The 25,249-nt window shown below is 64.4% G+C and carries 27 protein-coding genes; 19 read left to right on the forward strand and 8 right to left on the reverse strand.

The window, feature by feature from the left end:
* Positions 1–85 precede the first annotated feature (85 nt).
* Genes CLU93_RS18600 through CLU93_RS18615 form a run of 4 tightly spaced genes read left to right on the forward strand, consistent with a single transcriptional unit; the run spans position 86 to position 2,608 of the window.
* Positions 86–685: a TetR/AcrR family transcriptional regulator gene (locus CLU93_RS18600; protein ID WP_099762828.1), complete on the forward strand. Its 600-nt coding sequence runs from the start codon at positions 86–88 to the stop codon at positions 683–685.
* 14 nt (positions 686–699) lie between these two features.
* Positions 700–1,503, forward strand: a complete 804-nt coding sequence (gene map, locus CLU93_RS18605) for a type I methionyl aminopeptidase (RefSeq protein ID WP_071076071.1) — start codon at positions 700–702, stop codon at positions 1,501–1,503.
* 2 nt (positions 1,504–1,505) lie between these two features.
* Entirely contained in the window at positions 1,506–1,904 is a 399-nt protein-coding gene (locus CLU93_RS18610) for a hypothetical protein (RefSeq protein WP_099762829.1), read from the forward strand.
* A gap of 56 nt (positions 1,905–1,960) precedes the next feature.
* Positions 1,961–2,608, forward strand: a complete 648-nt coding sequence (locus tag CLU93_RS18615) for an FABP family protein (RefSeq protein WP_099762830.1) — start codon at positions 1,961–1,963, stop codon at positions 2,606–2,608.
* Here CLU93_RS18615 and CLU93_RS18620 read toward each other — a convergent pair.
* Positions 2,605–5,067: a tetratricopeptide repeat protein gene (locus CLU93_RS18620; RefSeq protein WP_099762831.1), complete on the reverse strand. Its 2,463-nt coding sequence runs from the start codon at positions 5,065–5,067 to the stop codon at positions 2,605–2,607. The two genes, CLU93_RS18615 and CLU93_RS18620, sit on opposite strands and share 4 nt — an antisense overlap.
* Positions 5,068–5,148: 81 nt before the next feature.
* Positions 5,149–5,928, reverse strand: coding sequence for an AraC family transcriptional regulator (locus CLU93_RS18625; protein WP_099762832.1), 780 nt, complete (start codon positions 5,926–5,928; stop codon positions 5,149–5,151).
* Between the two features lie 96 nt (positions 5,929–6,024).
* Between CLU93_RS18625 and CLU93_RS18630 the strand changes: the two genes are divergently transcribed.
* The gene (locus CLU93_RS18630) at positions 6,025–6,915 is read left to right on the forward strand and encodes a DMT family transporter (protein WP_071076076.1); all 891 of its coding nucleotides are present in this window, start codon (positions 6,025–6,027) and stop codon (positions 6,913–6,915) included.
* Positions 6,916–6,952: 37 nt separating this feature from the next.
* Entirely contained in the window at positions 6,953–7,549 is a 597-nt protein-coding gene (locus CLU93_RS18635; protein WP_099762833.1) for an O-methyltransferase, read from the forward strand.
* Positions 7,550–7,553: 4 nt separating this feature from the next.
* Here the strand turns inward: CLU93_RS18635 and CLU93_RS18640 are convergent, their stop codons facing one another.
* Together CLU93_RS18640 and CLU93_RS18645 are read right to left on the reverse strand one after the other, a co-directional pair.
* Positions 7,554–8,063 carry a GAF domain-containing protein gene (locus CLU93_RS18640; protein ID WP_099764466.1) on the reverse strand — a complete coding sequence of 170 codons (510 nt, stop codon included), beginning with the start codon at positions 8,061–8,063 and terminating at the stop codon, positions 7,554–7,556.
* A gap of 67 nt (positions 8,064–8,130) precedes the next feature.
* Positions 8,131–9,021 carry a LysR family transcriptional regulator gene (locus CLU93_RS18645; protein WP_257225011.1) on the reverse strand — a complete coding sequence of 297 codons (891 nt, stop codon included), beginning with the start codon at positions 9,019–9,021 and terminating at the stop codon, positions 8,131–8,133.
* A gap of 89 nt (positions 9,022–9,110) precedes the next feature.
* Here CLU93_RS18645 and CLU93_RS18650 point away from each other — a divergent pair, with 89 nt between their 5' ends.
* The 8 genes from CLU93_RS18650 to CLU93_RS18685 all read left to right on the forward strand — a co-directional run bounded on the left by CLU93_RS18650 (position 9,111) and on the right by CLU93_RS18685 (position 17,944).
* Positions 9,111–10,097, forward strand: a complete 987-nt coding sequence (locus tag CLU93_RS18650) for an aldo/keto reductase (protein WP_099764468.1) — start codon at positions 9,111–9,113, stop codon at positions 10,095–10,097.
* Between the two features lie 129 nt (positions 10,098–10,226).
* Positions 10,227–11,072 carry a CheR family methyltransferase gene (locus CLU93_RS18655; RefSeq protein ID WP_180287881.1) on the forward strand — a complete coding sequence of 282 codons (846 nt, stop codon included), beginning with the start codon at positions 10,227–10,229 and terminating at the stop codon, positions 11,070–11,072.
* A 1-nt stretch (position 11,073) separates the two neighbouring features.
* Positions 11,074–11,682 (forward strand): chemotaxis protein CheB, encoded by a 609-nt coding sequence (locus tag CLU93_RS18660; protein WP_099762834.1) that lies wholly within the window; start codon positions 11,074–11,076, stop codon positions 11,680–11,682.
* Between the two features lie 106 nt (positions 11,683–11,788).
* On the forward strand, positions 11,789–12,913 hold the full coding sequence (locus CLU93_RS18665; protein WP_099764470.1) for a hybrid sensor histidine kinase/response regulator: 1,125 nt from the start codon (positions 11,789–11,791) through the stop codon (positions 12,911–12,913).
* Positions 12,910–16,326 carry a hybrid sensor histidine kinase/response regulator gene (locus CLU93_RS18670; RefSeq protein ID WP_257225013.1) on the forward strand — a complete coding sequence of 1,139 codons (3,417 nt, stop codon included), beginning with the start codon at positions 12,910–12,912 and terminating at the stop codon, positions 16,324–16,326. Before CLU93_RS18665 ends, CLU93_RS18670 begins: the two co-directional genes overlap by 4 nt.
* Positions 16,327–16,373: 47 nt before the next feature.
* The gene (locus tag CLU93_RS18675; protein ID WP_099762835.1) at positions 16,374–16,772 is read left to right on the forward strand and encodes an MAPEG family protein; all 399 of its coding nucleotides are present in this window, start codon (positions 16,374–16,376) and stop codon (positions 16,770–16,772) included.
* Between the two features lie 326 nt (positions 16,773–17,098).
* A complete protein-coding gene (locus tag CLU93_RS18680) occupies positions 17,099–17,497 on the forward strand; it encodes a KGG domain-containing protein (protein ID WP_099764472.1) in 399 nt (132 codons plus the stop codon).
* A 171-nt stretch (positions 17,498–17,668) separates the two neighbouring features.
* Positions 17,669–17,944, forward strand: a complete 276-nt coding sequence (locus tag CLU93_RS18685; RefSeq protein WP_099762836.1) for a hypothetical protein — start codon at positions 17,669–17,671, stop codon at positions 17,942–17,944.
* Positions 17,945–18,053: 109 nt separating this feature from the next.
* Here the strand turns inward: CLU93_RS18685 and CLU93_RS18690 are convergent, their stop codons facing one another.
* Positions 18,054–18,551, reverse strand: coding sequence for a pyridoxamine 5'-phosphate oxidase family protein (locus CLU93_RS18690; protein ID WP_099762837.1), 498 nt, complete (start codon positions 18,549–18,551; stop codon positions 18,054–18,056).
* Positions 18,552–18,814: 263 nt separating this feature from the next.
* Between CLU93_RS18690 and CLU93_RS18695 the strand changes: the two genes are divergently transcribed.
* The 5 genes from CLU93_RS18695 to CLU93_RS18715 are packed head-to-tail and all read left to right on the forward strand — an operon-like array spanning position 18,815 to position 23,296.
* Complete coding sequence (locus CLU93_RS18695) at positions 18,815–19,468, forward strand: PepSY-associated TM helix domain-containing protein (RefSeq protein WP_099762838.1); 654 nt, start codon at positions 18,815–18,817, stop codon at positions 19,466–19,468.
* A 32-nt stretch (positions 19,469–19,500) separates the two neighbouring features.
* Positions 19,501–20,016 (forward strand): DUF2271 domain-containing protein, encoded by a 516-nt coding sequence (locus tag CLU93_RS18700; RefSeq protein WP_034783417.1) that lies wholly within the window; start codon positions 19,501–19,503, stop codon positions 20,014–20,016.
* Between the two features lie 10 nt (positions 20,017–20,026).
* Positions 20,027–20,851 (forward strand): DUF4198 domain-containing protein, encoded by an 825-nt coding sequence (locus tag CLU93_RS18705; protein ID WP_099762839.1) that lies wholly within the window; start codon positions 20,027–20,029, stop codon positions 20,849–20,851.
* A gap of 26 nt (positions 20,852–20,877) precedes the next feature.
* Complete coding sequence (locus CLU93_RS18710; RefSeq protein ID WP_099762840.1) at positions 20,878–21,918, forward strand: FAD:protein FMN transferase; 1,041 nt, start codon at positions 20,878–20,880, stop codon at positions 21,916–21,918.
* A 13-nt stretch (positions 21,919–21,931) separates the two neighbouring features.
* Positions 21,932–23,296 (forward strand): sulfite reductase subunit alpha, encoded by a 1,365-nt coding sequence (locus tag CLU93_RS18715; RefSeq protein ID WP_099762841.1) that lies wholly within the window; start codon positions 21,932–21,934, stop codon positions 23,294–23,296.
* Positions 23,297–23,310: 14 nt separating this feature from the next.
* Here CLU93_RS18715 and CLU93_RS18720 read toward each other — a convergent pair whose 3' ends face one another.
* The 3 genes from CLU93_RS18720 to hemP form a co-directional block, all read right to left on the reverse strand.
* Complete coding sequence (locus tag CLU93_RS18720) at positions 23,311–24,540, reverse strand: DUF2325 domain-containing protein (RefSeq protein ID WP_099762842.1); 1,230 nt, start codon at positions 24,538–24,540, stop codon at positions 23,311–23,313.
* Between the two features lie 40 nt (positions 24,541–24,580).
* On the reverse strand, positions 24,581–24,907 hold the full coding sequence (locus CLU93_RS18725; RefSeq protein WP_099762843.1) for a hypothetical protein: 327 nt from the start codon (positions 24,905–24,907) through the stop codon (positions 24,581–24,583).
* 86 nt (positions 24,908–24,993) lie between these two features.
* Complete coding sequence (hemP, locus tag CLU93_RS18730) at positions 24,994–25,191, reverse strand: hemin uptake protein HemP (RefSeq protein ID WP_071076091.1); 198 nt, start codon at positions 25,189–25,191, stop codon at positions 24,994–24,996.
* Between the last annotated feature and the right edge of the window lie 58 nt (positions 25,192–25,249).

Consider the following 25,249-nt stretch of genomic DNA (forward strand, 5'->3'; position numbering starts at 1 on the left):
AGGCAGCGGGGCATCTCGCGTTGAACGCGTTGATTGCCTTTCTGGGCCGCTTGACGAATTCAAATAGAATCTGTATTCTATTTGAATGGTCAGACTCGCAAAATTCAACGAAAACAACTTCATCGACAGCGCGATTGCCGTCGCCGCCCAGTGCGGCGTGGGTGCCGTGTCGATGGCCGCCATCGCCGTCAAGGCCGGTGCGCCCATCGGTTCCGTGTATCACCGCTTCGACTCGCGCAACGCCATCCTGGCGCGCGCCTGGCTGCGCGTGAAGAGCGACTTCCGCGAGGAAGTGGCCAGCCGCTGGCTCGGCGGCGATACCTGGGCCGGCGTGCACGGCTTGCTGGACTGGTGCCGGCGCAAGCCCGTGTATGCGCGCTTCCTGCTGCAATGCGCGGACAGCCCCGATTTCAGCAGTGGCCTCAGCGAGGACTTGCTGGCCGCCGTCGAAGAAGAGCAGGCGGCGCTCGACGCCTGTTTTGTGCGCTGCGCCGAAGCCATGCCAGCCACCACGGAACTGGACCTCGATCACATGCTGCTCAAATTCGTGCTGATCGACGCCCCCGTGGCCGTCGTCAAGCCCTACCTGACCCAGGAGCGACCGATACCGGCCAGTGTCGACGCCATGCTGCGCGCCTCGCACGACGCCGTGCGCGGCTGGGCCTTACATGCCACATCACATTAACCAAGAAGACATCCATGCGCTATTCCACCCAGCTTGAACACGGCAAGAAAATCCCCCTGCACGACGAAGAAGGTTTCATCGGCATGCGCGCGGCCGGCCGCATCGCCGCCGACACGCTCGACTACATCGCGCCGTTCGTCAAACCCGGCGTCTCGACGGCCAAACTCGACGCCCTGTGCGAAGAATTCATGCGCGCCGCCGGCGCCATCCCCGGCACCATCGATTACCACGGCTACAAGCACGCCAGCTGCATCTCCGTCAATCACGTGGTCACGCACGGCATCCCGTCGGAAACGAAAATTCTGAAAGTGGGCGACATCCTGAACATCGACGTGACGCCGAAGTTCCAGGGCTGGTTCGGCGACACCAGCCGCACCTTCAAGGTGGGCGCCGTATCCATCCTGGCCAATCGCCTCGTCAACACGGCGTATGACGCCATGATGGCCGGCATCCACACGGTGCGCCCGGGCGCCACCCTGGGCGACGTGGGAGCAGCCATCGAAGCGGTGGCCAAGGCGCAGGGTTTTTCTTCCGTGCGCGACTTCTGCGGCCATGGCGTGGGCCAGGTCTTCCACGACACGCCGCAAGTGCTGCATTACGGCCGCGCGGGCACGGGCATCGTGCTCGAACCGGGCATGATTTTCACGATCGAGCCGATGCTCAACGTGGGCAGCTACCAGGTCAAGGTCTTGCCCGACAAATGGACGACGGTGACGAAAGACCGTTCGCTGTCGGCGCAGTTCGAGCACTCGCTGGCCGTGACGGAAACGGGCTTTGAAATCTTCACCCTGACCGGTTCGACCGATCCCCTGGTCTGACGATGGATAGCGCCAGCCTGACGCAGCGCCTGCTGGAGCGGCACCGGCACGACGCCGAAGACGCGCTGCAGCAGGTGGCGCTGGCCGTCTTGCAGCAGGAAGGCATCCGCAGCGACAGCGTGCTGCGCCTGGAGCGCATCGCGGCCCTGGCGCCGCCCGTCGCTGGCGTGGTGATGCTGGCCGAGTGGCTGGCCTATGTGGACTGGGAAGGCTTCGACAGCGCGCTGTACGCGAACATGGGGGCGGTGGCGGGGCTGATCGCCGATGACTTGCTGCTGCCCGAGGTGGCGGCTAATTTGCTGCAGGCGCGCGACGCGGCTGTGTTCGAGGCGCAGCGCCCCGCGCTGGCGACAGCAGCCTTGCTGTTCATCGAGTTCCACATCGCGCTCTTTCCCGGATAGCGGCGTGGGTCTTACAATGGCGGCAAGCACTGTTGCCCCATTTTGAAGACTTCCGCATGAGCGATTTTCCCGAAGATATCTACACCGAGCCGTCTGCCGACGTGCATACCCTGAACAACCTGGGCCCCTTGACCGGCATGGCCGGCATCTGGACGGGCACGCGCGGCCTGGACGTCAAGCCGAAAGCCGACGGTCCGCGCAAGCAGGCGTTCGTCGAGCGCATCGAACTGCAGCCGATCGACCCCGTCACCAATGGCCCGCAATTGTTCTACGGCTTGCGCTACTACATCCACATCACCAAGCCGGATCAGGTCAAAACGTATCATGAGCAGGTCGGTTACTGGCTGTGGGAGCCGGCCACGGGCGCCGTGATCCAGACCCTGGCCATCCCGCGCGGCCAGATCGCCATGGCGTCCGGCACGACGACGTTTGATGCCACCAGTTTCGAACTGGTGGCCAGGCGCGATTCGACGGCCTACGGCATCTGCTCGAACCCCTTCCTCGAACACGCGTTCACCACCGTCGAATACCGGATCAAGGTCGACATCCACGCCGATGGCACCTGGGGCTACGATGAAGACACGGTCATGCTCATTCGCGGCAAGGACGAGCCGTTCCACCACACGGACCGCAACCTGCTGACAAAAGTCGCCGAGCCGACGCCGAACCCGATGGCCTTGCAGGCGCTGGCAGCCGCCGCTTAAGGCTGTCCCTGGGCTACCGCCTTGATGGCGCGCTCTTCGCCCATGGCGGCGGCGATCTTCCAGCGTTGCATGGCGCTGGCGCGGTCGGGGCGTTTCAAGCCCGCGCCTTCCCAATCCATCAAGCCAAGATTGTAGATATCGCCCGCGCTGCCCTTGTCGGCGGCCTGGGTGAACCATTTGCGCGCTTCCGTGTGGTTGACGGGGATCTGGTAGCCGCGCACGTGGTACAGGCCCAGCAAGTGCATGGCTTGCGCATTGCCCTTGTTGGCGGCCTGTTTCAGCAAGTCGAGTCCGCGCGCCATGTTGCGCGGTTCTTGCCAGCCTTCGGCCAGCATCACGCCCTTCGCCGTCAGCGCATAGCTGTCGTTTTTCAGCAAGCCCTTGCCGACCAGGGGCTTGGCGGCGACCTGGCGCGCTTCGCGCTGCTGCGCCGTTGGCGCGGTGGCGGGGCCGGGCTTGCCTTCGCCCATCAGCAGCATCCAGCCATACAGGCCATACGCGCCCGCGTCGCCCTTGCCGACCAGGCTTTCCAGCATGGCCAGCGCCTGCACCTTGTCGCCATTTTCGTACAGCTTGACGGCCCTGGCGCTGCTCGCGTCCGGCGGTACGACGGCCGGTGCATGCGGCGCGACGGGCGCCGAGGCCATGGCCGTTTGCGGCGGTGCAGACACCGGGCGCACGCGCACGGGCAAGCCATAGCTGGCGGCCAGTACGGCCAGGCTGGCCGGGGCGAGGATCAGCACGTGCGCCAGCTGGTTGCGGCGGCCCTTGCCGGCGATGCGCATGGCGCGTTCGGCCTGCTGCTCGCCGCCCAGCGCCTCGCTCAGCACAGCCTTGACCTTGCGGTTGAACAGCCAGTAGCCGGCGCCCGTGACGAGCAGGCCGGCGACGGCGGCGGCCCCGCGTCCGGCAAAGAACCAGGTGGCGATGGCGGCGGCCAGCGCGGCCAGCGCGCTTTTCCACCAGAATTGCTTGGCCAAGCGCGTGTAGACCTGACGCAAGGCACCGAGCACGCAGGTGCGCACATTCTGCGCATATTCGGCGGAGACGACATCGACGTGCGCGTGGTCAGCGTCGCCGCTGAGGACAGACTCGATCACGTCCGCATTAAGTTCCGAGGCGGCCACGTCGCGCAGCGGCGTCAACAAGCCCTGCACGTGGGCCGAGAACAGGCCATCGTCGGCGCTGCCGGCCAGCGCGTCGCTGAGCGCCTTGAGGTCGCCGCGCAGCAGCTTTTCCACGATGTCGTCGAGGGTCAGCCAGCGCAAGTCGGTGCCGTACGCCACCAGGTGGTGCTTTTCCGCATTGCACGAGGCGTCCAGGCGCACGATGCGCAGCTTGCCGCCATACAGGGCGTCGACTTCCTGCGGCTGGTCTTCATTGTAAATGCTCACTTTCGCCAGGGCCAGGCTGCTGGCAATGGCCGCCAGTGAGTGCACGCTCTCCTTGTCGCGGATGCGGCGTGCGTCGTCGGGCGCCTGCTTGGGCAGGCTGACGCTGTAGCCGGGCGCGACGTGCACGTCGACCCAGGCCGCCTTGCCCACCTTGCCGGAGCCGTCGCACGGGTTGCAGCGCAAGTCGCCCACGCCGCTGCAGGTACGGCAGGTGACACTGCCGCTGGCGCGGCAAGTGCCGCAATTGATGTTGCCGGAACCGTGGCAGCTGTTGCACGTGACCTTGCCGTAGCTGCAATGGTAGCAATTGCGATGCTCGGTGCGGTATTGCGTGCGCGTTTCGCTGTGGTAGCTGGTGTGCGAGCTGCCGTTGCTGTAGGTGGTCGTGGGCACTTGCACCGTGACGTAATCGGTGACTTGCTCGGCGACCGAGCCGCTGCCGCTGCAATACGAGCACGACACCTTGCCGCTGCCGTAGCAGCCATACGCGTCACAGCTGACGGTGCGCCCGCCGTGGCAGCTCCAGCACGTTTCCGTGGTCAAGCCGTGGCAGGTGTGGCAGCTGATGCGGCCTTTGCCGGAGCAGTTGTTGCAGGTGTCCAGGTGCCAGTACTTGACGGCGTGCGGCAGGTAGACGCCCGCCTCGATGCCATTGTAGGCCTGGCCCGCCTGGCGCAAGGCATTGTCGAGCTTTGCCGCCGCGCGGCGCAGCCGCTCCTTCTCCTGCGCGTGAGCGAGCGCTCCCACCTCATGCGAGCCACAGCGGCAGTCATTGCCCGATGGCGTGAAGTAGCCATTGATGACGCGCTGCTCGAAGCGCGCTTCGAGCGCGTAATTGGCTTGCAGGGAAAAATCCTGCAGCACGTCTTCCTCGCCCAGCGGCGTGATGTCCTGCGGCTCGAAACGCGTCTTGTCCTGCACCAGCGTGCGCAGCTTGCCCAGCACGGTGGGTATGTCTTCCTTGTCGAGGCGGAGGGGCGCTGGCGCCGTCACGGCTGTCTCCGTCACCTGCGGCGCATCTTCGCTGCCTGGGGTGTCATGGGCCGTCTCGGTGCTGGGGTTCATGCGCGTCCTTTTGCTCTCTGGAAAGATGTTTGGATTTTAGCATCCTCATATGACAAAGCATGACAAAGCGGCCCCGCTTTTTCAGCGCAGGCCGCGGCGGAACTGGTCCGGCGTACCGCCGCTCTGGCGGCGAAACATGGCGATGAAGGCCGAGGCCGTGCTATAGCCCAGTTCCAGCGCGATCGCCTGCACGGTGTCGCCTTGTTCCAGCAGGGGCAGGGCCGCCAGGAAGCGCTGGCGCTGGCGCCATTCGCCGAACGGCATGCCCAGTTCGCGCTGGCAGCGGCGCGCCAGCGTGCGTTCGGTCACATGCAATTGCGCGGCCCACTCGGCCAGTGAGCGGTTACTCCCCGGCTCCGCCTGCAGGGCGGCCAGCAGCGCCGCGATGACGGGCTCGTCGCTGCCGGGCAGGTAGTTGCGGCTGCACGGCGCCAGCTGCAACTGGTCGACCAGCACTTGCGCCAGGCGCTGGTCGGCCAGGGTGGTGGGCGTGGTGACGCCCCTTTCGGCGAAGTCGCCAAGTATGGCTTTGAGCAAGGGACTCAATACCAGCGCGCATGGCTGCGCCGGCAGCCGGTCGCACAGGCTGGCGTCGATGTAGGCCGAGTGAAACACGACATCCTGGCGGATATAGCCGTCGTGCAAGGTCTCGGGCGGTATCCACACGGCGTACTGGGGCGGCGACAGGTAGCGCTGGCCCGCCACCGTGATTTCCATCACGCCCGTGGAGCAATACGTGAGCTGCCCCCAGGGATGGCTCTGGTAATCGAATTGCTGGTGCGCGTGATAATCGTCGAGGCGGAAATACACGGGGTAGGGCAGGGTGTCGGAAACGGCGGGGAAATGCTGGTTGCTGGCCATCTTGTCCTGTTCTTCGCATCGTTTGTCCGGTATGCATTATATCCATGGAATCGGACCGTGCGAAAATGGCGGTCATTGAATAGTGGAGTTACTTGCATGAAAGCCAAGCATTATCTGTTTCCCGTGATTGCCGTGCTGATCTGGGCCATCAATACCATCGTCAGCAAGATGGCTGTCGGCGTGATCGACCCGGCCGCCATCTCGTTTTACCGCTGGCTGCTGGCCGGCGTGCTGCTGGCGCTCGTGTTTGCCCGCCCCGTGTGGAAGCAGCGGTCCGTGGTGAAACCGTATCTGGGGAAACTGTTTGTGCTGGGCATGCTGGGCATGGTCATGTACCAGTGCCTGGCCTACATCGCCGCGCAGACGACGACGGCCACCAACATGGGCATTCTGGCGTCGATGATGCCGCTGCTGGCCGTGGGCCTGTCCGTCCTGGTGTTGAAAGAGGCGCCCACCGTGGGCGGCGTGTTCGGCGGCCTGGTGTCGCTGCTGGGACTCGGCTATCTGCTCAGCCATGGCGACCCGGCCGCGCTGCTCGCCCATGGCGCGGCCGTGGGCGACGCCCTGATGCTGCTGGCTTGCCTGTCGTATGCGGGTTACGGCGTGTTGCTCAAGCGCTGGAAGATTCCCATGAATAACTGGCATTCCTTGCTGATCCAGGTCTGGTGCGCCGTGCCCGTGCTGTTCGTGTACTACCTGAGCCAGTCCGCGCCACCCGTCACCAGCGCCGGCTTGCCGCTGGTGCTGTTTGCCGGCATCCCCGCCTCCATCATCGCGCCGTTTTTGTGGATGCACGGCCTGGCCAAGCTGGGTCCGAGCCGCGCGACGACCTTAATGAATCTGCTGCCCGTGTTCACGGTGATCATCGCCATGCTGTTCCTCGGTGAAACCTTGCACAGCTACGATGTGATCGGCGGCGGCGTGACCTTGCTGGGCGTGCTGATGGTGCAAACCCTGAAACGCCCGTTGAGGCGCGCGCAAGCGTAGTATTTTTGCTATGCTGGTATTTTGTAAAGGAGCCATCATGGCAAGCGCCGATACCATCGATACCCTGCTGGACGAACTGGAAGCGTTCGGTTTGGCCAATGATGCTGAACATGCCGAGCGCGCCAGCCGCATGCTCAACATCACGCGCGACACGGGCGAATTGCTGGCCGTGCTGGTGCACGCGCGCGGCGCGCGCCGGGTGCTGGAAATCGGCACCTCGAACGGCTACTCCACCCTGTGGCTGGCGCGCGCGGCGCGCTCGCTGGGCGGCAGTGTGGTGACGGTGGAAAAGGCGCAGGACAAGTTCGACATGGCGCACGCCAACTTCGTGCGCGCGCAATTGCAAGGGGTGATCGGCCAGCTGCTGGCGGACGCGGGCGACGTGCTGCGCGATGCGGCCGACGGCGCCTACGATGTCATCTTCCTCGATTCCGCGCGCCAGCAATACGCACAATGGTGGCCGCAGCTGGACCGCGCGCTGGCGGCTGGCGGCGTGCTGGTGGTCGATAACGCCAGTTCGCACTACGCGGATATGGCCGGCTTTATCGAAGCCATCCGCGCCGACAGCCGCTACACGACGTGCCTGGCCACCGTCGGCAAGGGCGAATTCATCGCCGTCAAGGCCGGCAACTAGCTATTTACTCGGCGACAATCGCCGCTTCCAGCACGCGCACCAGCGATTCGACGCCTTGCGCGTCGATATCATCGAAGCGGCCGACCAGGGGACTGTCGAGGTCGAATACACCGATGATGTGGCCGTTCGCAAACACGGGCACCACCAGTTCCGAGCGGGAATTGACGTCACAGGCGATGTGGCCAGGAAACGCGTGTACATCCTGCACGACGATGGACTTGCCTTCGACCACGGTGGTGCCGCACACGCCGCGTCCCTTTTTGATGCGGATGCAGGCCGGTTTGCCCTGGAACGGTCCCAGCACCAGTTCCTCGCCTTTCAGGAAATAAAAGCCGGCCCAGTTCAAGCCCGGCATGGTGTTGAAGACCAGCGAGCTGAAGTTGGCTGTATTGGCGATGAAGTCGCTCTCGCCCGACAGCAAGCCTTGCAGCTGCGAGCGCAGGTCCGCATACATGGCTTGCTTCGCTTCGGGGGTATCGGTGCCGTAGGCGGCGTCGCTGATGGTAAACGTCATGGTCGAGGTGGTGGTCGAAATGGGGAAGGCGTTATGGTAGCGCGTCTGGTGCATCCGCGCGCGGCCTTCACTTTGTCAGATGTTCTTGCGCCAGCTGGCGCAGCAGAGGCAGGGCAGCATGGCCGTGCTCTTCCCGCCAGGCCAGGCCGATGCCGGCCGCCAGCTCCTCGCCCTCCAGCAATGGCCGGTAGGCCACGCCATCCATGCGCAGCGCGCGGAACGAGTCGGCCAGCAGGGCCATGCCCTTGCCGGCCGCCACGTCGCCGAGCAGCACATGGTGGTCCACCGCTTCACGCAGGAAATGCGGCGCGAAGCCATGCCGGCGAAACACTTGCTGGCAATGGTCGAAGAAGGCGGGCTGGCGCGCCCTTTCGAACCAGTAGACTGATTCCATCGAAATGTCGGCCAGGCTGAGCTTGCGCTTCTTTGCCAGCCGGTGGCCGGCGGGCAGGGCCAGCATCATGGGCTGGCGCGCCAGCGGCTGCACGGCCAGTTCGAACGTGGCGCTGGGTAAGGCAAGCAGGGCCGCATCGAGCTGGCCCTTGCGCACGCTAGCCACCAGGCGCGGCGACGGTGCCGCCGTCAGTTCCAGGCGGACAATGCCCAGTTGCCCTTCCAGCGCCGCCAGCAGCGGACGGAACAGGCCGGCTGCCACGGAACTCGTCAGGCCCAGGCGCAGGCGCGCGGGCGCGCTGTCTTGCCGCAGCGACGTTTGCGCCAACTCCAGCAAATCGAGGATGTGCAGCGCCTGCGGCAGCAGGGTGCGGCCCGCCTGCGTCAGGGCCACGCCCTGCGTGTCGCGCTCGAACAATCGCGCGCCCAGCTTGTCTTCCAGCGTCTTGATGGCGCGCGACAGGGGCGGCTGGGTCATGTGCAACTGCTCCGCCGCCTGGCGGAAATTGAGGCAGCGGGCGACGGCGCAAAACAGGCTCAGGGCATGCGTATCGAGGGTTCTCATACCAGAAAGGTATCACGAAATCGCACATTCCCCCGCCAGCCGGCGCGGCGCAGACTGGCCGCTTTGACGTGAGGGAGATCAATATGCAACTGCAACAACGACGCATCGGCCATAGCGGCTTGAGCAGCTCGGCACTGGGCCTGGGCTGCATGGGCATGTCGGAATTTTATGGCGCCACGGACGAGGCGCAATCGCTGGCCACGCTGGAAGCGGCCCTGGCGGCGGGCGTGACCCTGTTCGACACGGCCGACGCCTACGGCTTTGGCCACAACGAGCAATTGCTGGGCCGTTTCCTGGCGCGCCACAGGGGCCAGGCGCTGGTCGCCACCAAGTGCGGCCTGGCGCGCGAGGCGGGCAGCTATGCGCGCCGCGTCGACAATTCCCCCGCCTACATCCGCCAGGCGTGCGTAGCATCGCTGGCGCGCCTGGGCGTGGAGGCCATCGACCTGTTCTATCTGCACCGGCTGAACCTCGATACGCCACTGGAAGAGTCGATGGGCGCGCTGGCGCAACTGCGGCAAGAAGGGAAAATTCGCGCCGTGGGCCTGTGCGAAGTGAGCGCCGCCACCTTGCGGCGCGCAGCGGTGCTCTGCCCCGTGGCCGCCGTGCAGAGCGAATACTCGCTGTGGACGCGCGAGCCGGAACAGGGCGTGCTGGCCGCCTGCCGTGAAGTGGGTGCCAGTTTCTTTGCCTACAGCCCGCTGGGGCGCGGTTTCCTGACGGGCGCCATCGCCGATGCGGCCAGTCTCGACGCGGGCGATTTCCGCCAGTTCAATCCCCGTTTCGCGGCCGACAACCTGGCGCGCAACCAGGCCATCGTCGCGCAAGTCCAGCAACTGGCGCGCGCAAAAGGCTGCACGCCGGCCCAGCTGGCGCTGGCCTGGCTGCTGGCGCAAGGCGATGACATCATCCCCATTCCCGGCACCAAGCGCATCGCGTATTTGCACGACAACCTCGGCGCGCTGGCCGTGCAGCTGGATGGGGCGGAACTGGCGGCGATGCACGCCGCCTTTCCTTTGGGCATGGCGGCGGGCGCGCGTTATACGGACGAGGGCATGAAGGGCGTGGATGCCTGAAAAAAGTGGGCCGAGCGTACGCCAGCGTACCTAACTGGCGCTTTAGCTGCGTGATAATCGCCAGTGATCTGCTAGCATTCCGGCTGGCCCCATGCACCCGCGAAGTGGTGCGGGGCCGGGGGATGCCGCATGGATAGAAGGGTGGATGTCAAATTGCTAGATGATGATATTTTCGATATCGAACTGAAGTTATTGCTTGAGGGAATACTGCTGCGCTATCAGCACGATTTCCGCGATTATTCCGTGGCGTCGCTGCGCCGGCGCATGCGCCAGGCCATGGAGCGCTTCGGCTGCGCCAGCCTGTCGCAGTTGCAGGACCGCATCTTGCACGAACCGGCCATGTTCGCGCAGATGCTGCAGTTCTTTACGGTGCAGGTGAGCGAGATGTTCCGCGATCCCGCGTATTTCCGTGCCTTGCGCGAAAAAGTCGTGCCCGTCCTGCACACCTATCCCTCCATCAAGATCTGGGTGGCCGGTTGCAGCAGCGGCGAAGAGGTGTGGTCGCTGGCCATCTTGCTGGAAGAGGAAGGCTTGCTGGAACGCAGCATGATTTATGCGACCGACATCAATGTCGAGGCGCTGGCCGCTGCCGAAGCGGGCATCTATTCGGTCGAGCGCATCGCCCAGTTCAGCGAAAACTACCAACTGGCCGGCGGCAAGCGTTCGCTGTCCGACTATTACACGGCCGCCTACAAGGGCGCCATCTTTGACCGGCGCCTGCGGCGCCAGTTCGTCTTCGCCGACCATAGCCTGGCGACGGACAGCGTGTTTTCGGAGGTGCACATGGTTTCCTGCCGTAACGTCATGATTTACTTCAATAAAGACTTGCAAGACCGCAGCCTGGGCCTGTTCCACGAAGCGCTGGTGAACCGGGGCTTCCTGGGCCTGGGCATGAAGGAAAGCCTGCATTTCAGCCGCCATTCGGCCAGCTTCAACGAGCTGAGCCCGGCTGAACGCATCTTCCAGCGGGCCTGATATGTTGCCGACCTGCGACGTGGCGCCACCGCCCGCCGGCCTGCGCCTGATCGCCATCGGCGCCTCGGCCGGCGGCGTGGAAGCGCTGGGCATCGTGCTGCGCGCCTTGCCCGCCACCTGCCGCGCCAGCGTGGTGGTGGTGCTGCACCTGGCGCCGGGCCGTTCCAGCCAGGTGCCGCAGCTGTATGCGGCGCGCTGCGCGCTGCCCTTGCGCGAAGCGCAGGACAAGGAGCCGCTGCAAGGGGGCACCGTGTATTTTGCCCCGCCCGATTACCACCTGCAAATCGAACCCGATGGCTGTTTTTCCCTGTCGCAGGAAGAACCCGTGTATTTTTCGCGCCCGTCCATCGATGTCCTGCTGGAAACGGCAGCCTACGCCTACCGGCGCGCCATGCTGGCCATCATCCTGACGGGCGCTTCGGCCGACGGCGCGGCGGGACTGGCGCGCGTGCGGCAACTGGGCGGCAGCGCCTGGGTGCAAGATCCGCAACGGGCCAGTTGTGGCATCATGCCGGCCGCCGCGCTCAAGCTGGCGGGCGCCGACCGGGTGCTCGATTTGCCGCAGATGGCTGCCAGCCTGGCCTTGCTCGGTGATGGCGAACACAAGTGAATGGGAGTGGGGCAGTGCGTGTAATATATGTGAGAATTGAAACAATGTTGATGTTCATATCGAAACACGATGGCATCTTGCCGTTGCGATGCCTGAAGATGATTCCGTGACCGCTCCTATCCATATCCTCGTCGTTGACGACATCGCGCAAAACCTGGTCGCCGCCGAAGCCGTGCTGGCGCGGCCCGGTATTGTGATCCTGAAAGCAAGTTCGGGCGCGCAAGCGCTGGAACTGCTGTTGACGCATGAAGTCGCCCTCGCCCTGATCGACGTGCAAATGCCGCAGATGGACGGTTTTGAATTGGCCGAACTGATGCGCGGCAGCGAACGCACGCGCGGCATCCCCCTGATTTTCCTCACGGCCGCGTCGCGCGAGCCCAGCTACAGCTTCCGTGGCTACGAGGCGGGCGCCGTCGATTTCCTGTACAAGCCTATCGACGTGAAAGCCTTGCAAAGCAAGGTGGCGGTGCTGGTGCAGCTGTTCCAGCAAAAGCGTGAACTGTCGGCCCAGCTCGACGAGCTCAAGCATGCGCTGCACCTCAATGAACTGTTCACGGCCGTGCTCGGCCATGACTTGCGCACGCCCCTGTCGGTGGTGATGAACGGCGCCATGCTGTTGCCGATGATGAGCGACCACCCGAAGGTGATCGTCACGGCGCAGCGCATCGAAAGCAGCGCCAAGCGCATGGCGCGCATGGTCGACCAACTGCTGGACCTGGCGCGCATCCGTTCCGGCACGATGGAGTTGCGCACCAGCACGCACGACTACCTGGCGCTGGCGCGCGCCATCGTCGAGGAATGCGAGACGGCCGGCCAGGCCCCGCTGGTCGAAGTCAGCAGTGTCGGCGAGCTGCACGTGCAATGCGATGCGGGTTTGCTGTCGCAAGTCATCTCGAATCTCTTGTGCAATGCCATCACGCATGGCGAGGCGGGCAAGCCGGTGCAACTGTCCCTCGACGGGCGCGCCGCCGACTGCATTGAGTTGCGCATCGCTAACCGTGGCGTGATTCCCGCTGCCTTGCTGCCGACCCTGTTCGAGCCGTTCCAGCAAGCGGGCGAGAAGCGCCGGACGGGGCAGGGCCTGGGACTGGGCCTGTACACGGTGAACATGTTCGTCAAGGCCCACGGCGGTACGGTAGAGATCAGTTCGACGGCCACGCAGGGCACGCTGGCGACGGTGCGCATCCCGCGCCAGTGCCAGGTGCGCGTGCAAGCGGGACTGGCCACATGAGCGGCGACATGCGCGCGCCAGCCTGGCCGTCCGGCGGCGGCAGCATGGGCGAACTGGTGCGCCAGCATGACTGGTGCGCCACTAGCCTGGGCGCACTCGAAGGCTGGCCCGCCCATTTGCGCACCAGCGTCGACATCATGCTCAATTCGCCGATGGCGATGGTGCTGATGTGGGGCCCGCAGCACGTCATGATTTACAACGACGACTACATTCCGATCGCCGGCGCGCGCCATCCGGCGGCGCTGGGCGGCACGGTACCCGCCGTCTGGCCCGAAATCTGGGACTGGAACGCGCGCATCCTCGCAGCGGGATTGCGCGGCGAGACGCAGGTGCACCGCGAGCGCTGTTTGCCGCTGTTGCGTGATGGAAAACCGACGGATGTTTGCTTCGACCTGTTTTATGCGCCCGTGCATGGCGCCGACGGCCAGGTGGACGGCGTGCTGTGCACGGCGCTGGAATTGACGGCGCGCATGGAAGAGGGGCGCCAGCTGAAGCTGGCCACGGCCGAGCTGGGCCAACTCAACACCACCTTGCAGGCCGAGAGCGAGGCCGTGCGCGCGGCCAACCGCCGCCTGGGCGAGGAGCGCGCGCTGCTGCGCGCCCTGTTCCAGCAGGCGCCCAGCTTCATGGCCCTGCTGCGCGGGCCGCAGCATGTGTTCGAGCTGGCGAATGAACATTATCTGCGCCTGGTGGGACGCCCCGAATTGGCGCTGCTGGGGGAAACCGTGGAATCGGCCTTGCCTGAAGTCAAGCAACAAGGCTTCATCGAACTGCTCGACCAGGTCTACCGCACGGGCGAACCTTACGAGGGGCGCCAGGTCAAAGTGGATTTGCAGACGGCGGATGGGCAGACGGGCCAGCGCCAGATCGATTTCGTCTACCAGCCCATCAAGGATGACGAGGGCGTGGTCACGGGCATCCTCGTCGAGGGCATCGATGTCACCGAGCGCATGGAAGGCGAGGAACGCTTGCGCCTGGCCCAGCAGGCGGGCGGTATCGGCACCTTCGAATGGTTCCCGGAGACGGGCGCGATGCTGGTGTCGCCTACCTTCCGCCGCCTGTGGGGTCTTGCCGACGAGGAGGAGGTGACGGAACGCCTGCTGGTGAGCCTGGTCGATGCGCGCGACCAGCAAAAGGTCGGACCGAGCAAGCTGGACCTGACGCCCAATCCCCTCGAATACGTGGAATACCGCATCCGCCGCCCTGCCGACGGTGCGCTGCGCTGGATTGCGCGCCAGGGCGAGGTGGTGGCCGGCCGCATGCCGGGCCAGCGCCGCTACGTGGGCGTGTCGTTCGACGTGACGGAGCGGCGCCAGATCGAGGATGAACTCAACGCCAGCCAGGAGCGCATGGCGGCCATTTTCGGCCAGGCCTCCGTGGGCTTGTCCGAGCTTGGCCTCGATGGCCGTTTCCAGAGGGTCAACGGGGCCTTGTGCCGCATGCTGGGCCGCTCGGCCGAAGAGCTGCTGAGCCTGAACATGAACGACATCATGCATCCGGCGGATGTGCCCGGCAACAGCGTACTGTTCCGGCGCCTGGTGGAAACAGGCGAGTCTTTCTCGCTGGAAAAACGCTATTTGAAGCCCGACGGCTCGCAGGTGTGGGTGTCGAGCAATGTCAGCCGTCTGGTCGATGAGCAGGGGCATACGCGTTCCCTGATCGCCGTCAAGACCGATATCACGGACCGGCGCCGCGTGGAAAAAGCGCTGCATGAATTGAACGAAACGCTGGAACACCGTGTCGAACAGGAAGTGGCTGAGCGCACCAAGGCCGAAGACGCCTTGCGCCAGGCGCAAAAGATGGAAGCCGTGGGCCAGCTGACGGGCGGCATCGCGCACGACTTCAACAACGTGCTGCAAATCATCTCCGGCAATTTGCATTTGCTGCACCACCTGACGGGCTCGGATGGCCTCATGCGCCAGCGCCTGGACACGGCGATTGCCGCCGTCGAGCGCGGCGCCAAGCTGTCGTCGCACCTGCTGGCGTTTGCGCGGCGTCAACCGTTGAAACCCGTGGTGGCCGACCTGGCCCGCGTGGTGCGCAATATGGATGCGCTGCTGCGGCGCGCCATAGGCGAAGCGATCGACATCGTGCTGGTGGGCGGCGGCGGGCTGTGGAATACCCTGGTCGACCGCAGCCAGATCGAGAACGTCATCCTGAACCTGGCCATCAATGCGCGCGACGCCATGGATGGCGCGGGCAAGCTGACCATCGAGCTGGGCAATGTCGTGCTCGACGAACAGTATGTGCACAAGCTGGTCGATGTGCCGGCGGGGCAGTATGTGATGCTGTCGGTGACGGATACGGGCCGCGGCATGAGCGGCCCCGTGCTGCAGCGTGCGTTCGAGCCGTTTTTCACCACCAAGCCGGAAGGCGCGGGCACGGGCCTGGGCCTGTCGATGGCGTATGGTTTCGTCACGCAAAGCCGCGGCCATATCCGCATCTACAGTGAGCCTGGTGTGGGCACGGGAGTCAAAATCTATTTGCCCCGTTCCCTGATGGCCGAAGCGGACGAGGAGCTGGAGTTGAGCGGTGTCGTCACGGGCGGCACGGAAACCGTACTGGTGGTGGAAGACGACGTGGGCGTGCGCACCACCGTGGTCGACATGCTCGGTGCTCTCGGCTATACGGTGCTCAAGGCGGAAGATGGCGAAAGCGCGCTGGCCGTGCTGCACAGTGGCGCGCAGATCGACTTGCTGTTTACGGACGTGATCATGCCAGGTCCCGTCAGCAGCACGGAGATGGCGCGCCAGGCGCGTGAATTGCAGCCCGATATCGCCGTGTTGTTTACCTCGGGCTACGCGCAGGATGTGATCGTGCACGAGGGCAGGCTCGACGCGGGCGTGGAATTGCTCAGCAAGCCGTACCGGCGCGAAGAGCTGGCGCGCAAGCTGCGCCATGTGCTGGCCAACCGCCAGCAGCAAATGCGCGCGCGCCAGTTTGAACGCTCCGGCGCGCCGGTGGCCGGCTCTCCGGCAAGCGGCAGCACGGCGGCCAGCGTGCTGGGAAGCGGTACGCCGGGGCTGGATCTGACTGGCCATGCGCCCGAACCGCAGGGGGATATGCCGACATCGATGAAGATACTCGTGGTGGAAGACAATCTCGATTCCCAGCTGATGGTGTGCGAGCTGGTGGGCATGCTGGGCCACACGGTCAGCGGCGTGTCCGATGGCGAGGCGGCGTGGAAATTGCTCAACGAGCAAGACTTCGATATCCTGTTTACCGATGTCAGCCTGCCCGGCATGTCCGGCATCGCGCTGGCACGCATGGTGCTGCGCGAGAAACCGGGCATGCGCATCATCTTTTCCACCGGCTATGGCAAGGAATCGATGGATGAACTGGGCTTTTCCGCCAGTGTCTTGCGCAAGCCGTATGATTTGACGGAATTACAAGCAGCACTCGACCAACCCTGACGGGCACGCGCCGGCACGGCTTGCCTATCCCATCCGCAGAGGTAAAGATGACTCCTGAACTGACCATGCTGGGCTGCACCTTGGTGCTGGCGCTGGTGCAAATCCTGCTGCCTGCGTTGTTTCGCACGCGCGAAACGGGCACGGCGTATAACGTCAGCGCGCGCGACGGCGACGGGCCGCCCGTGGGCAAGATCACGGGCCGCTTGCAGCGGGCTCAGGCGAACTTGTTTGAAACCCTGCCCCTGTTCGCCGCCGCCGTGCTGATCGCCCACGTGACGGCGCAGGAAAGCGCGCTGACCCTGTACGGCGCCGCTCTGTACCTGGCCGCCCGCGTGCTGTATCTGCCCCTGTACGCGTTTGGCGTGCCCGTCGTGCGCACACTGGTGTGGTGTGTGTCGATTGCCGGCTTGCTGATGCTGTTCTGGGCCATCCTGTTCGCTTCCTGAGTTATTCATGCCATCTGCGGCGCCTGTCCCATGGCAGTGCGCCGGATGCGCGGCCGCCTCCCCTGCGTTTCACAGCACACAAGGCGCAGTAATGATTGTCCTGCTGCCCGCTAACTGATGAGTGTTTGGTACTTTTGGTGGAAAACTGAAAGTAATTGTGCCACCAAGGGCGGGACTCATCCTACATGCGCTCTTGCCATCCTCCTATTTCTTGCGCCCCATGTGCGCACTAAGATGAGAGTTCCCTTGTCATGCGAGGGGCAAGAATTGCATGGTTTGCATTGTTTTTTGCATTGTGTCTGATTCCATCGATCAAGGAGATCATCATGGCCACATCGAGCGACAATAAACAGCAAGGTAGTAAAGCCGGCAGCAGCAGTGGTAGTAGCGGCAGCGGCGGCAACAAGCAAAGCGATACCAGCAAGCGTGGCTTCGCTTCCATGGACCCTGCCCAGCAGCGCGAAATCGCCAGCGAAGGCGGACGTGCGGCGCATGAAAAGGGCACGGCCCATGAATTCACGTCGGAAGAAGCGCGCCGCGCAGGCAGCCAAAGCCACAAGAACGATGGCAGCCGGCAAAGTGCCGCCAGCTCCAGCTCCAGCGGCTCGCGTGAGAATGCCAGCATGAACCAGGAGGGCAACCGCGACAGTGGCAACAAGCAAAGCGGTGGCTCAGGTTCAGGTTCAAGTTCAGGGTCGGGCTCGTCCGGTTCACGCAACAAGTAGGCGCAAGCCGTAGCAAGGCAAGTCTGGCCGGCGGGAATCACGCATTGCCGCCGGCCAGTCGCAAAATTTTGATGCAATGCAGCAGGCATGCACTATGATGAAATAGCGGCGCCGGCGACGGCCAAGCCGCAGTCAATCTGCAATCGACTCGCACTTACGATCAGGGGGAAGATGATGGGTAACTCCACTACGCCGCAGCCCGGCAATAGCCCGGGCGGCACGCCGTCCATGCCGTCCACGCCGGGCAACAAGCAAAGTACGGCCGAGTCGGCCGAGAACTTTGTGCTGGTCGATAGCGAGCAGGGTCTCGATATCGGCGACGATCTGTTTTCCATCGGCGAAGTACGGCGCGCCGACCGCTTGCCCCATCATCAGTCCGGTTCCGCCGGCCAGAGCCGGCAGAGCGCTGACGATGCGCCCGACACCACGGGCAGTACGGGCGTCTGAGCGGCCCGTCTTGCTTGCCTAAGCATCCCCGCAGGGTCAGCCGTCAAGCGTGTTCGCGCACGCTGGCTGGCCATGCCTGCCTGCGCGCGTGTCAATCAGTAAAGCTCTGTTACAGCTCGACCCGGCCATGTTCGCCCAGGTCTTTCGGTGGCTCGCCCATGATGGCCGCCTTGGCCATGGCATAGAATTGCATCATCTTGCTGGCGCTGCTATCCCAGTACTCGGCCGACTGTATCGTCACCTTGATCAGCGACAGCTTCGGATCGTCGAGTCCACCCGGGAACCAGGCTTTCAACAGCGGATTCCACAATTCCTCCGCCTTCGCGCGGTCCCTCAGCAACTGCGCATGGCCGCAGACGGACACATACAGGCTGTCGCCCGTGTCGACGAAGCTGACATTGACTTGCGGATTGTTCAGCAAGTCGCGCGTGTAGGCGGCCTCGTCCGAGACAAAGAACCAGATCTGCCCTTCGTTGTCGACCTGCTGTTGCGTCAGGGGCCGGCTGGAGAGAGTGCGCATGTCGTCGCTGGTGGTCAGCATGCCGAATTTGACGTCCTTGATCCTGGCCGCGATGCTGGCCAGTTGTTCGCTGGAATACGCTTGCATGGGGTGCTCCCTTGTTGGTTGTCCTGAACAACAGCATAGGCGGATGCGACAAACGGCTCTGTACGGCAGCTTACGTAGCAGGCCGGCTTTGTTTCAAAGCTGTTACAAAACGCTGGCCCGGCGGAGCGCTCCATGTATTGACTTAATAAATGATAATCATTATCATTTGTTTGAAAATATCAGCATGCACTTTGATTGAAGGATGGGAATGAAGCACACTGACTTGTCGCGCCACCTGGCCCGCTGCTTGCCGGGAGCGAGCTATGGGTAATGCGGGCGCCGCAGACAAGGCCAAGAACAACGCCAGCCGCGCCGTCTGGCTGAAGAACTTGCATCAATGGCACTGGATCAGCTCGGCGCTTTGCCTGCTGGGTATGTTTCTGTTCGCTATCACCGGCATCACCCTGAACCACGCTGGCCAGATCGAGGCCAAGCCGGCGATTACGCGCCAGCAGGCGACATTGCCGGCCCCGCTGGTCACGCAACTGGCCGCATATGCCGCCAGTCACGATGGCGCCAATGCACCCATGCCGGCCGCCGCCGAGACCTGGCTCAAGCAGCAATGGTCGCTCAATGCGGGTGGCCGTCCCGCCGAATGGAGCGTCGACGAAGTTTACCTGCCGTTGCCGAAGGCGGGCGGTGACGCCTGGGTGCGCATCGGCCTGGAAGACGGGGCTGCCGAATATGAATTGACGGACCGGGGCTGGGTATCCTGGCTCAACGATGTCCACAAGGGCCGCAACACGGGCGTGGCCTGGAGCTGGTTCATCGACATTTTTGCCGGCGCCTGCATCGTGTTTTGCCTGACGGGGCTATTGATTTTGAAGTTCCACGCGGCCAACCGGCCATTTACCTGGCCGATGGTTGGCCTCGGTATCTTGATACCTTGCGCGATCGCCTTGCTGTTTATTCACTGATCGTTTTTATTTTTCCTTTTTACAGGCACACCATGAAATTACGCTACTCCCTGGCGCTTGGCCTTCCCCTGATCGGTACGTCGGCGATGGCGGCCGACCTGGCCCTCAAGATTGAGATTCCGCAACTGAACGTGGCGGAGTACCACCGTCCCTACGTGGCGGCGTGGCTGGAAACGGCCGATCAAAAGGTCGTCGGCAACCTGACGGTGCTGTATGACGTGAAAAAGAAGGACAAGGCAGGCGAGAAATGGCTGAAGGACATGCGTCAATGGTGGCGCAAGAGCGGTCGCGACCTGGCCATGCCGGTCGACGGCGTCAGCGGCGCCACGCGTGCGCCGGGCGAACATACGCTGACTTTCCCCGGCGCCAAGGCCTTGCTCGACAAGCTGCCGGCCGGCGAATACCAGGTGGTGGTGGAAGCGGCGCGCGAAGCGGGTGGACGCGAACTGGTGCGCGTGCCGTTCCAGTGGCCGCTGAAGTCGGCCCAGTCCGTGCCTGCCAAAGGCAAGGAAGAACTCGGCAATGTCGTCGTCCAACTCAAACCATAAGGCGCACATCATGTTCAAGCAATTCAATAAACCCCTGATCGCCCTGGCGCTGGCCGGCCTGGCCATGAACGCCCACGCCCACCGCGGCTGGATGGTGCCATCGAGCACGATGGTGGAAAGCAAGGACGCCTGGGTGACGGTGGACGCGGCCGTCTCCGATGGCCTGTTCGAGATCGACCACCAGCCGCTGCGCCTGGACGCGCTGCAAGTGACCGGTCCGGATGGCGCGAAAGTGGCGCCGGCGAACACCGTCACGGGCCGCTTGCGCAGCGTCTTCGACGTGAAAATGGAAAAGCCGGGCACGTACAAGGCGGCCATCGTGTCGCAAAACGTGATGGCCAGCTACAAGCAAAATGGCGAGCAGAAACGTTTCCGTGGCAACGAGGAAACCTTCAAGAAAGACATGCCGGCCGATGCGCAAGACGTGAAAGTCACGCGCACGGCCAGCCGCCTGGAAACTTTCTTCAGCAATGGCGAAACCAGCATGGAAGTGTTCAAGCCGACGGGCGTGGGCCTGGAATTCGTGCCAGTGACCCACCCGAACGACTTGCGCGCGGGCGAGAAAGCCACCTGGCGCTTCCTGGTCGACGGCAAGCCGGCGGCGAACCAGGCCTTCAGCCTGGTGCCAGGCGGCGTGCGCTACCGTGGCGTGCTCGGTGAAATCCGCCAGAGCACCGATGCCAAGGGCGAGATCACGTTTACGGTGCCGGCAGCCGGCATGTATTACCTGAGCAGCACGTGGCCAGCGGCCGCACCGGCCGTGGCCGGCCAGCCGCCAGCCATGCCCGAGCGCCGCATGACGTACGCGGCTACCGTGGAAGTGCTGCCGCAGTAAGCGGCGGCCTCTTCACGAGCTCGCCGATGCGCCGGGTCCTGCTGCCGCAGCATATTTCCGATCAGGTCGCGCCGCCCGGCGCCGCGATCCGGGACTTGCGCGGCTTGACGATGGGCACCAGCTGGTCGGTGCGCCTGGTCGAGTCCGCCATGCCGGGACGCGCCGGCAGCGCCGACCTGCAGCAGGGCTTGCAGCAACAGCTGGACCTGGTCGTGGCGCAAATGAGCCACTGGAGCGATGCGTCCGACCTGGGCCGTTTCAACCGAGCCGAGCCGGGCAGCTGGCACAGCCTGCCCGCCGCGTTTTGCGAGGTGCTGGGCTTTGCCATGCACGTATCGCAAGCGTCCGGTGGCGCGTACGACCCGTGCGCGGGCGCCCTCGTCAATCTGTGGGGCTTCGGTCCCAGCCATCGCTACGATGAACCGGGCTTCCTGCCGCCGAAAGACGATACGCTGGCGCTGCTGCTGTCGCAGCGCCAGCGCCGCCGCCTGGAGCTGGACTTGCCGGCCCGCCGCGCGCGCCAGCCCGGTGGCTTGCAACTCGATTTTTCGGCCGTGGCCAAGGGCTATGGCGTGGACCGCCTGGCCCGCTACCTGGATAGCCAGGGCATCGGCCATTACCTGGTCGAAGTGGGCGGCGAGCTGCGCGGCGCCGGCAGCAAGCCCGACGGCCAGCCGTGGTGGGTGATGCTGGAACAGGTCGATGGTGCGGCCGATAGTGCCGATCATGCCAAGCATCCGCCGGAAATGTTGCTGGCGCTGCATGGCTTGTCCGTAGCGACCTCGGGCGACTACCGGCGTTTTTTCCAGGACGGCACGGTGCGTTTTTCCCATACGATCGATCCGCGCAGCGGCATGCCGATCGCTAATCAACTCGCTTCCGTCACTGTCGTGCATGAGCAATGCATGGCGGCCGACGCCTGGTCGACGGCCCTGACGGTGCTGGGACCAGACGCTGGCATGGTGCTGGCCGAAGAGCAGGGCCTGGCCGCGCGCTTCCTGCGGCGCGACGGCGATGGCTACCACGAAACGCTGAGCAGCCACATGCTGGCCATGCTCGACGAATGAACAGTTATTTCCCATGATTTTTACGCACGATACGACGCGGCTGGCCTTGCTGGCCACCTTGTCCCTCAGCTACGCGGGCGTATGCCTGGCGCCCTGGCTGCGCGCACGCGCCAAGCGCCGCGCGTCCGCTGCCGCCAGGGCAGCGCTGGCCAACAATCCGGCCTGGCTGGTGGCGTATGCGAGCCAGACGGGCAATGCCGAGGAACTGGCCACGCAAACGGCGCAGAGCCTGCAACTGGCCGGCATCCCCGTGCGCCTGTGCGCGCTGGCCGAACTCACGGCCATGGATCTGCAACAAGCGGAACGGGCCTTGTTCCTGGTCAGCACGTATGGCGAAGGCGATGCGCCCGACAATGCGGCCGCCTTCATGGGCCGATTGATGACGGGCGAACTGGCGCTGCCGCAATTGCATTACGCCGTGCTGGCCCTGGGCGACCGCAGCTATGGCCAGTTTTGCGGCTTCGGCCGCGCGCTCGATGCCTGGCTGGCTACGCAGGGCGCCTCGCGCCTGTTTCAACGCATCGAGGTCGACCGCAGCGCCAGCGCCGCCATCGAACAATGGTTCCAGCACCTGAGCCACCTGGCCGGCACCAGCGACGCGCCAGACTGGAGCGCCCCCGCCTTCGGCGACTGGCGTTTGACGCAAAGGCAGCTGCTCAATCCGGGCAGCGCCGGTGGCGCCATCTATCATGTGGAACTGGCGCCCGTGTCAGGCAGTTTGCCGGATTGGCAGTCGGGCGACCTGGTGCAAGTGGCCGCGCCGGCCGACCCATCGCAACCGCGCGAATATTCGATCGCCTCGATTCCGCGCGATGGCAGCGTGCATTTGCTGGTGCGCCGGCATGCGCATCCCGACGGCAGCCTGGGCCTGGCCTCGGGCTGGCTCACGGCGCAGGCGTCTGTCGGTGACGTGGTGCAACTGCGCCTGCGCCAGCACAAACGCTTTCGCCTGGAAGACAATGCCCAGCGGCCGTTGATTTTGATCGGCAACGGCAGCGGCATCGCCGGTTTGCGCGGGCATTTGAAAAGCCGCGTGCTGGCAGGGCAGCGGCGCAACTGGCTGATCTTTGGCGAGCGCAACGCGGCCCACGATTTCCATTATCGCGAAGAAATTGAAGGCTGGCACGCCAGCGGCGATTTACCGCGCCTGGACCTGGCGTTTTCACGCGACCAGGCCGAGCGCACCTACGTGCAAGACCGCCTGCGCGGCAATGCCGATGAAATCACATTGTGGCTGGAGCAGGGCGCGGCCATCTACATTTGCGGCAGCCTGGCCGGCATGGCCGGCGGCGTCGACCAGGCCCTGCAGGAGATGCTGGGCCGGCCCGCGCTCGACGCGCTGGCAGCCGAAGGGCGCTACCGGCGCGACGTGTATTAATACAGACGGGCTGCTTACGGCTGGAGCGCGGCCAGCGGCGCCGTGTCCATCTCGCCGCTCACTTCCTGCAGACCGCGCGCCAGGCTGGAAATGCTGGGGTTGTCGATGAAGACGCAGCGCTTGCCCGTGCGCTTGCAATAATCCTTGACGCGCCAGTAGGCGCTGTGGCTGATGCAGCCCGTCTGGCAAATCACCAGGTCGGCCGCCGCCAGGCTCGAATCGAGCAGGTTGGCATTGTCTTCCAGGCCGCCGTCGTGGTGGGCGAACTGCGCGCCGACCCGCTCGATCAGGGCGCGGTAGGTGGCGACATTGCCGCTGCGCCCGCCCACGCACAAGACGCTTTGATCGACCAGGCGGATCGGCATTTTCAGCTTGCCGCCCGTCGGCACTTCCAGCTTCGGCGCCGGTGGCGGCACGGCGGCGCTTGGACGTGGCTGGGCCTGCTTCAATTCCGCGATTTGCTGGCGTAATTCTTTTTCGCGCTCATCCATTTGCGCCAGGCGTTCGACCAGGCGCGTGCGCGATTCCAGTGCCGGGATGGCGGCCTGCAATTGCGCCAGCTCACAGCGCAAGCCATCGATGACGCTATCCTTGCCAATCGATTCGGCCCGCGTGCGCAGCAGCACGGCTTCCTGACGTTCCAGTTCGCCCGTCTTTTCCATCAGCATGGCCTGGCTGCGCTGTTGCAGCTTGGCCAGTTCGTGCGTCAGGCGCGCATTTTCTTCCTGCAAGGCGGTAAATTTTCCCATGTCGGCGCGCACGCAGGCGCCGGCCTGGTGCTGGATCATGTGCAAGTCGCGGCACATCTGCTCTTCCAGCTCGGCGTCGCAGCGCGGGTGCGTCAGGCCGGCCCAGAAGGCGCCCGACACGTCGCCGTTGGCGACGGCCGTGCGCCACAGTTGCGCTACCTGCTCCGTGGTCTTGGCGCCGCGAAAGCGCAGGATGACGGGAGCGTAGCGGCGTTCGAGTTCCTTTTGCAGGGCTTCGGACAGGCGGTTGCGCACCCCGCATTCCGTCACGGCGCCCACATGCACTTCGTAGTCGTCGGCCAGCACGCGTCCGCCCGTCATCTTGCTCACCAGCTTGCGCAGGTAGCCCAATGGCAAACCCACGCCGACCAGCGGACAATGGCAGGTGTGCGACAGTTCCCACAGCCGGCGGCGGCGCGAAGCGAGTGCGGCCGTTTCGGCCTCGCCGCTGGAACAATTGCTGATCACGGGCAGGGACTGGTCTTTGTCACACATGGCGATATCCTGTTGGGGAGTGAGAGGTGTTGAAGAGAAATTATTGCGGCAGGGGCGAGGCAGGGCGCCTGGCGCTCAGCAGGCGTAGCAGGCGCTCGAACCAGGTGGTCTTCGGCGGCGCAGGCCGGTGCAGCGCCACCAGGGCGGCCCATTGCTGCGACAGTTGCTGGCAGGTCGCTTGCAACACGGGACCCAGGCCGGGCGAACTGGACAGCACTTGCAGGTGGCGTTCGATGACGCCCGCCAGTTTCTCGCAGGGACTACCCGCATGGTAGTGCGACATCAGGTGCAGCACGGCCGACAGCAGCAATTCAGGCTGCTGGCCTTGCGGGGAAGGAAACATCGGGGAAGGTCGGTCGTTCGCCATCAAACACTCCTGTGCGGGTGGTTTGGCTGGCTGCGCGCACGCGGCGCGACTGGCTGGCGAGTGTGGTGACTGGCTGCCGTGCTGCTTCAGGCAGTCAGGATCAGCTTGTTCAATTGGGTGACGCGCAGGCGATAGATCTTGCCGCTGTGCTCAATTTCCACTTCGCGGCCCTGCTGCAGCAGGGCTTCGCTGGTGATGCGGCGCGCCGGCTGGGCCATGCTGACGGGAGGACGGACGTGGGCAGTAGCGGCATCCTGGATCAAGGCTGGTTTTGAGCTGTGCATGTTGGGCTTTCTTTGTCTCAGTTGAGAATGATTCGTATTTGCATTATTGTTGAATGTG

The organism is Janthinobacterium sp. 35, assembly GCF_002754575.1.
Lineage (GTDB): Bacteria > Pseudomonadota > Gammaproteobacteria > Burkholderiales > Burkholderiaceae_D > Janthinobacterium > Janthinobacterium tructae.

Coding starts and splice junctions, on each gene's coding strand:
- CLU93_RS18600 (WP_099762828.1), top strand. CDS start 86: ATGGTCAGACTCGCAAAATTCAACGAAAACAACTTCATCGACAGCGCG.
- map (WP_071076071.1), top strand. CDS start 700: ATGCGCTATTCCACCCAGCTTGAACACGGCAAGAAAATCCCCCTGCAC.
- CLU93_RS18610 (WP_099762829.1), top strand. CDS start 1,506: ATGGATAGCGCCAGCCTGACGCAGCGCCTGCTGGAGCGGCACCGGCAC.
- CLU93_RS18615 (WP_099762830.1), top strand. CDS start 1,961: ATGAGCGATTTTCCCGAAGATATCTACACCGAGCCGTCTGCCGACGTG.
- CLU93_RS18620 (WP_099762831.1), bottom strand. CDS start 5,067: ATGAACCCCAGCACCGAGACGGCCCATGACACCCCAGGCAGCGAAGAT.
- CLU93_RS18625 (WP_099762832.1), bottom strand. CDS start 5,928: ATGGCCAGCAACCAGCATTTCCCCGCCGTTTCCGACACCCTGCCCTAC.
- CLU93_RS18630 (WP_071076076.1), top strand. CDS start 6,025: ATGAAAGCCAAGCATTATCTGTTTCCCGTGATTGCCGTGCTGATCTGG.
- CLU93_RS18635 (WP_099762833.1), top strand. CDS start 6,953: ATGGCAAGCGCCGATACCATCGATACCCTGCTGGACGAACTGGAAGCG.
- CLU93_RS18640 (WP_099764466.1), bottom strand. CDS start 8,063: ATGACGTTTACCATCAGCGACGCCGCCTACGGCACCGATACCCCCGAA.
- CLU93_RS18645 (WP_257225011.1), bottom strand. CDS start 9,021: ATGAGAACCCTCGATACGCATGCCCTGAGCCTGTTTTGCGCCGTCGCC.
- CLU93_RS18655 (WP_180287881.1), top strand. CDS start 10,227: ATGGATAGAAGGGTGGATGTCAAATTGCTAGATGATGATATTTTCGAT.
- CLU93_RS18660 (WP_099762834.1), top strand. CDS start 11,074: ATGTTGCCGACCTGCGACGTGGCGCCACCGCCCGCCGGCCTGCGCCTG.
- CLU93_RS18670 (WP_257225013.1), top strand. CDS start 12,910: ATGAGCGGCGACATGCGCGCGCCAGCCTGGCCGTCCGGCGGCGGCAGC.
- CLU93_RS18675 (WP_099762835.1), top strand. CDS start 16,374: ATGACTCCTGAACTGACCATGCTGGGCTGCACCTTGGTGCTGGCGCTG.
- CLU93_RS18680 (WP_099764472.1), top strand. CDS start 17,099: ATGGCCACATCGAGCGACAATAAACAGCAAGGTAGTAAAGCCGGCAGC.
- CLU93_RS18685 (WP_099762836.1), top strand. CDS start 17,669: ATGATGGGTAACTCCACTACGCCGCAGCCCGGCAATAGCCCGGGCGGC.
- CLU93_RS18690 (WP_099762837.1), bottom strand. CDS start 18,551: ATGCAAGCGTATTCCAGCGAACAACTGGCCAGCATCGCGGCCAGGATC.
- CLU93_RS18695 (WP_099762838.1), top strand. CDS start 18,815: ATGGGTAATGCGGGCGCCGCAGACAAGGCCAAGAACAACGCCAGCCGC.
- CLU93_RS18700 (WP_034783417.1), top strand. CDS start 19,501: ATGAAATTACGCTACTCCCTGGCGCTTGGCCTTCCCCTGATCGGTACG.
- CLU93_RS18705 (WP_099762839.1), top strand. CDS start 20,027: ATGTTCAAGCAATTCAATAAACCCCTGATCGCCCTGGCGCTGGCCGGC.
- CLU93_RS18710 (WP_099762840.1), top strand. CDS start 20,878: ATGCGCCGGGTCCTGCTGCCGCAGCATATTTCCGATCAGGTCGCGCCG.
- CLU93_RS18715 (WP_099762841.1), top strand. CDS start 21,932: ATGATTTTTACGCACGATACGACGCGGCTGGCCTTGCTGGCCACCTTG.
- CLU93_RS18720 (WP_099762842.1), bottom strand. CDS start 24,540: ATGTGTGACAAAGACCAGTCCCTGCCCGTGATCAGCAATTGTTCCAGC.
- CLU93_RS18725 (WP_099762843.1), bottom strand. CDS start 24,907: ATGGCGAACGACCGACCTTCCCCGATGTTTCCTTCCCCGCAAGGCCAG.
- hemP (WP_071076091.1), bottom strand. CDS start 25,191: ATGCACAGCTCAAAACCAGCCTTGATCCAGGATGCCGCTACTGCCCAC.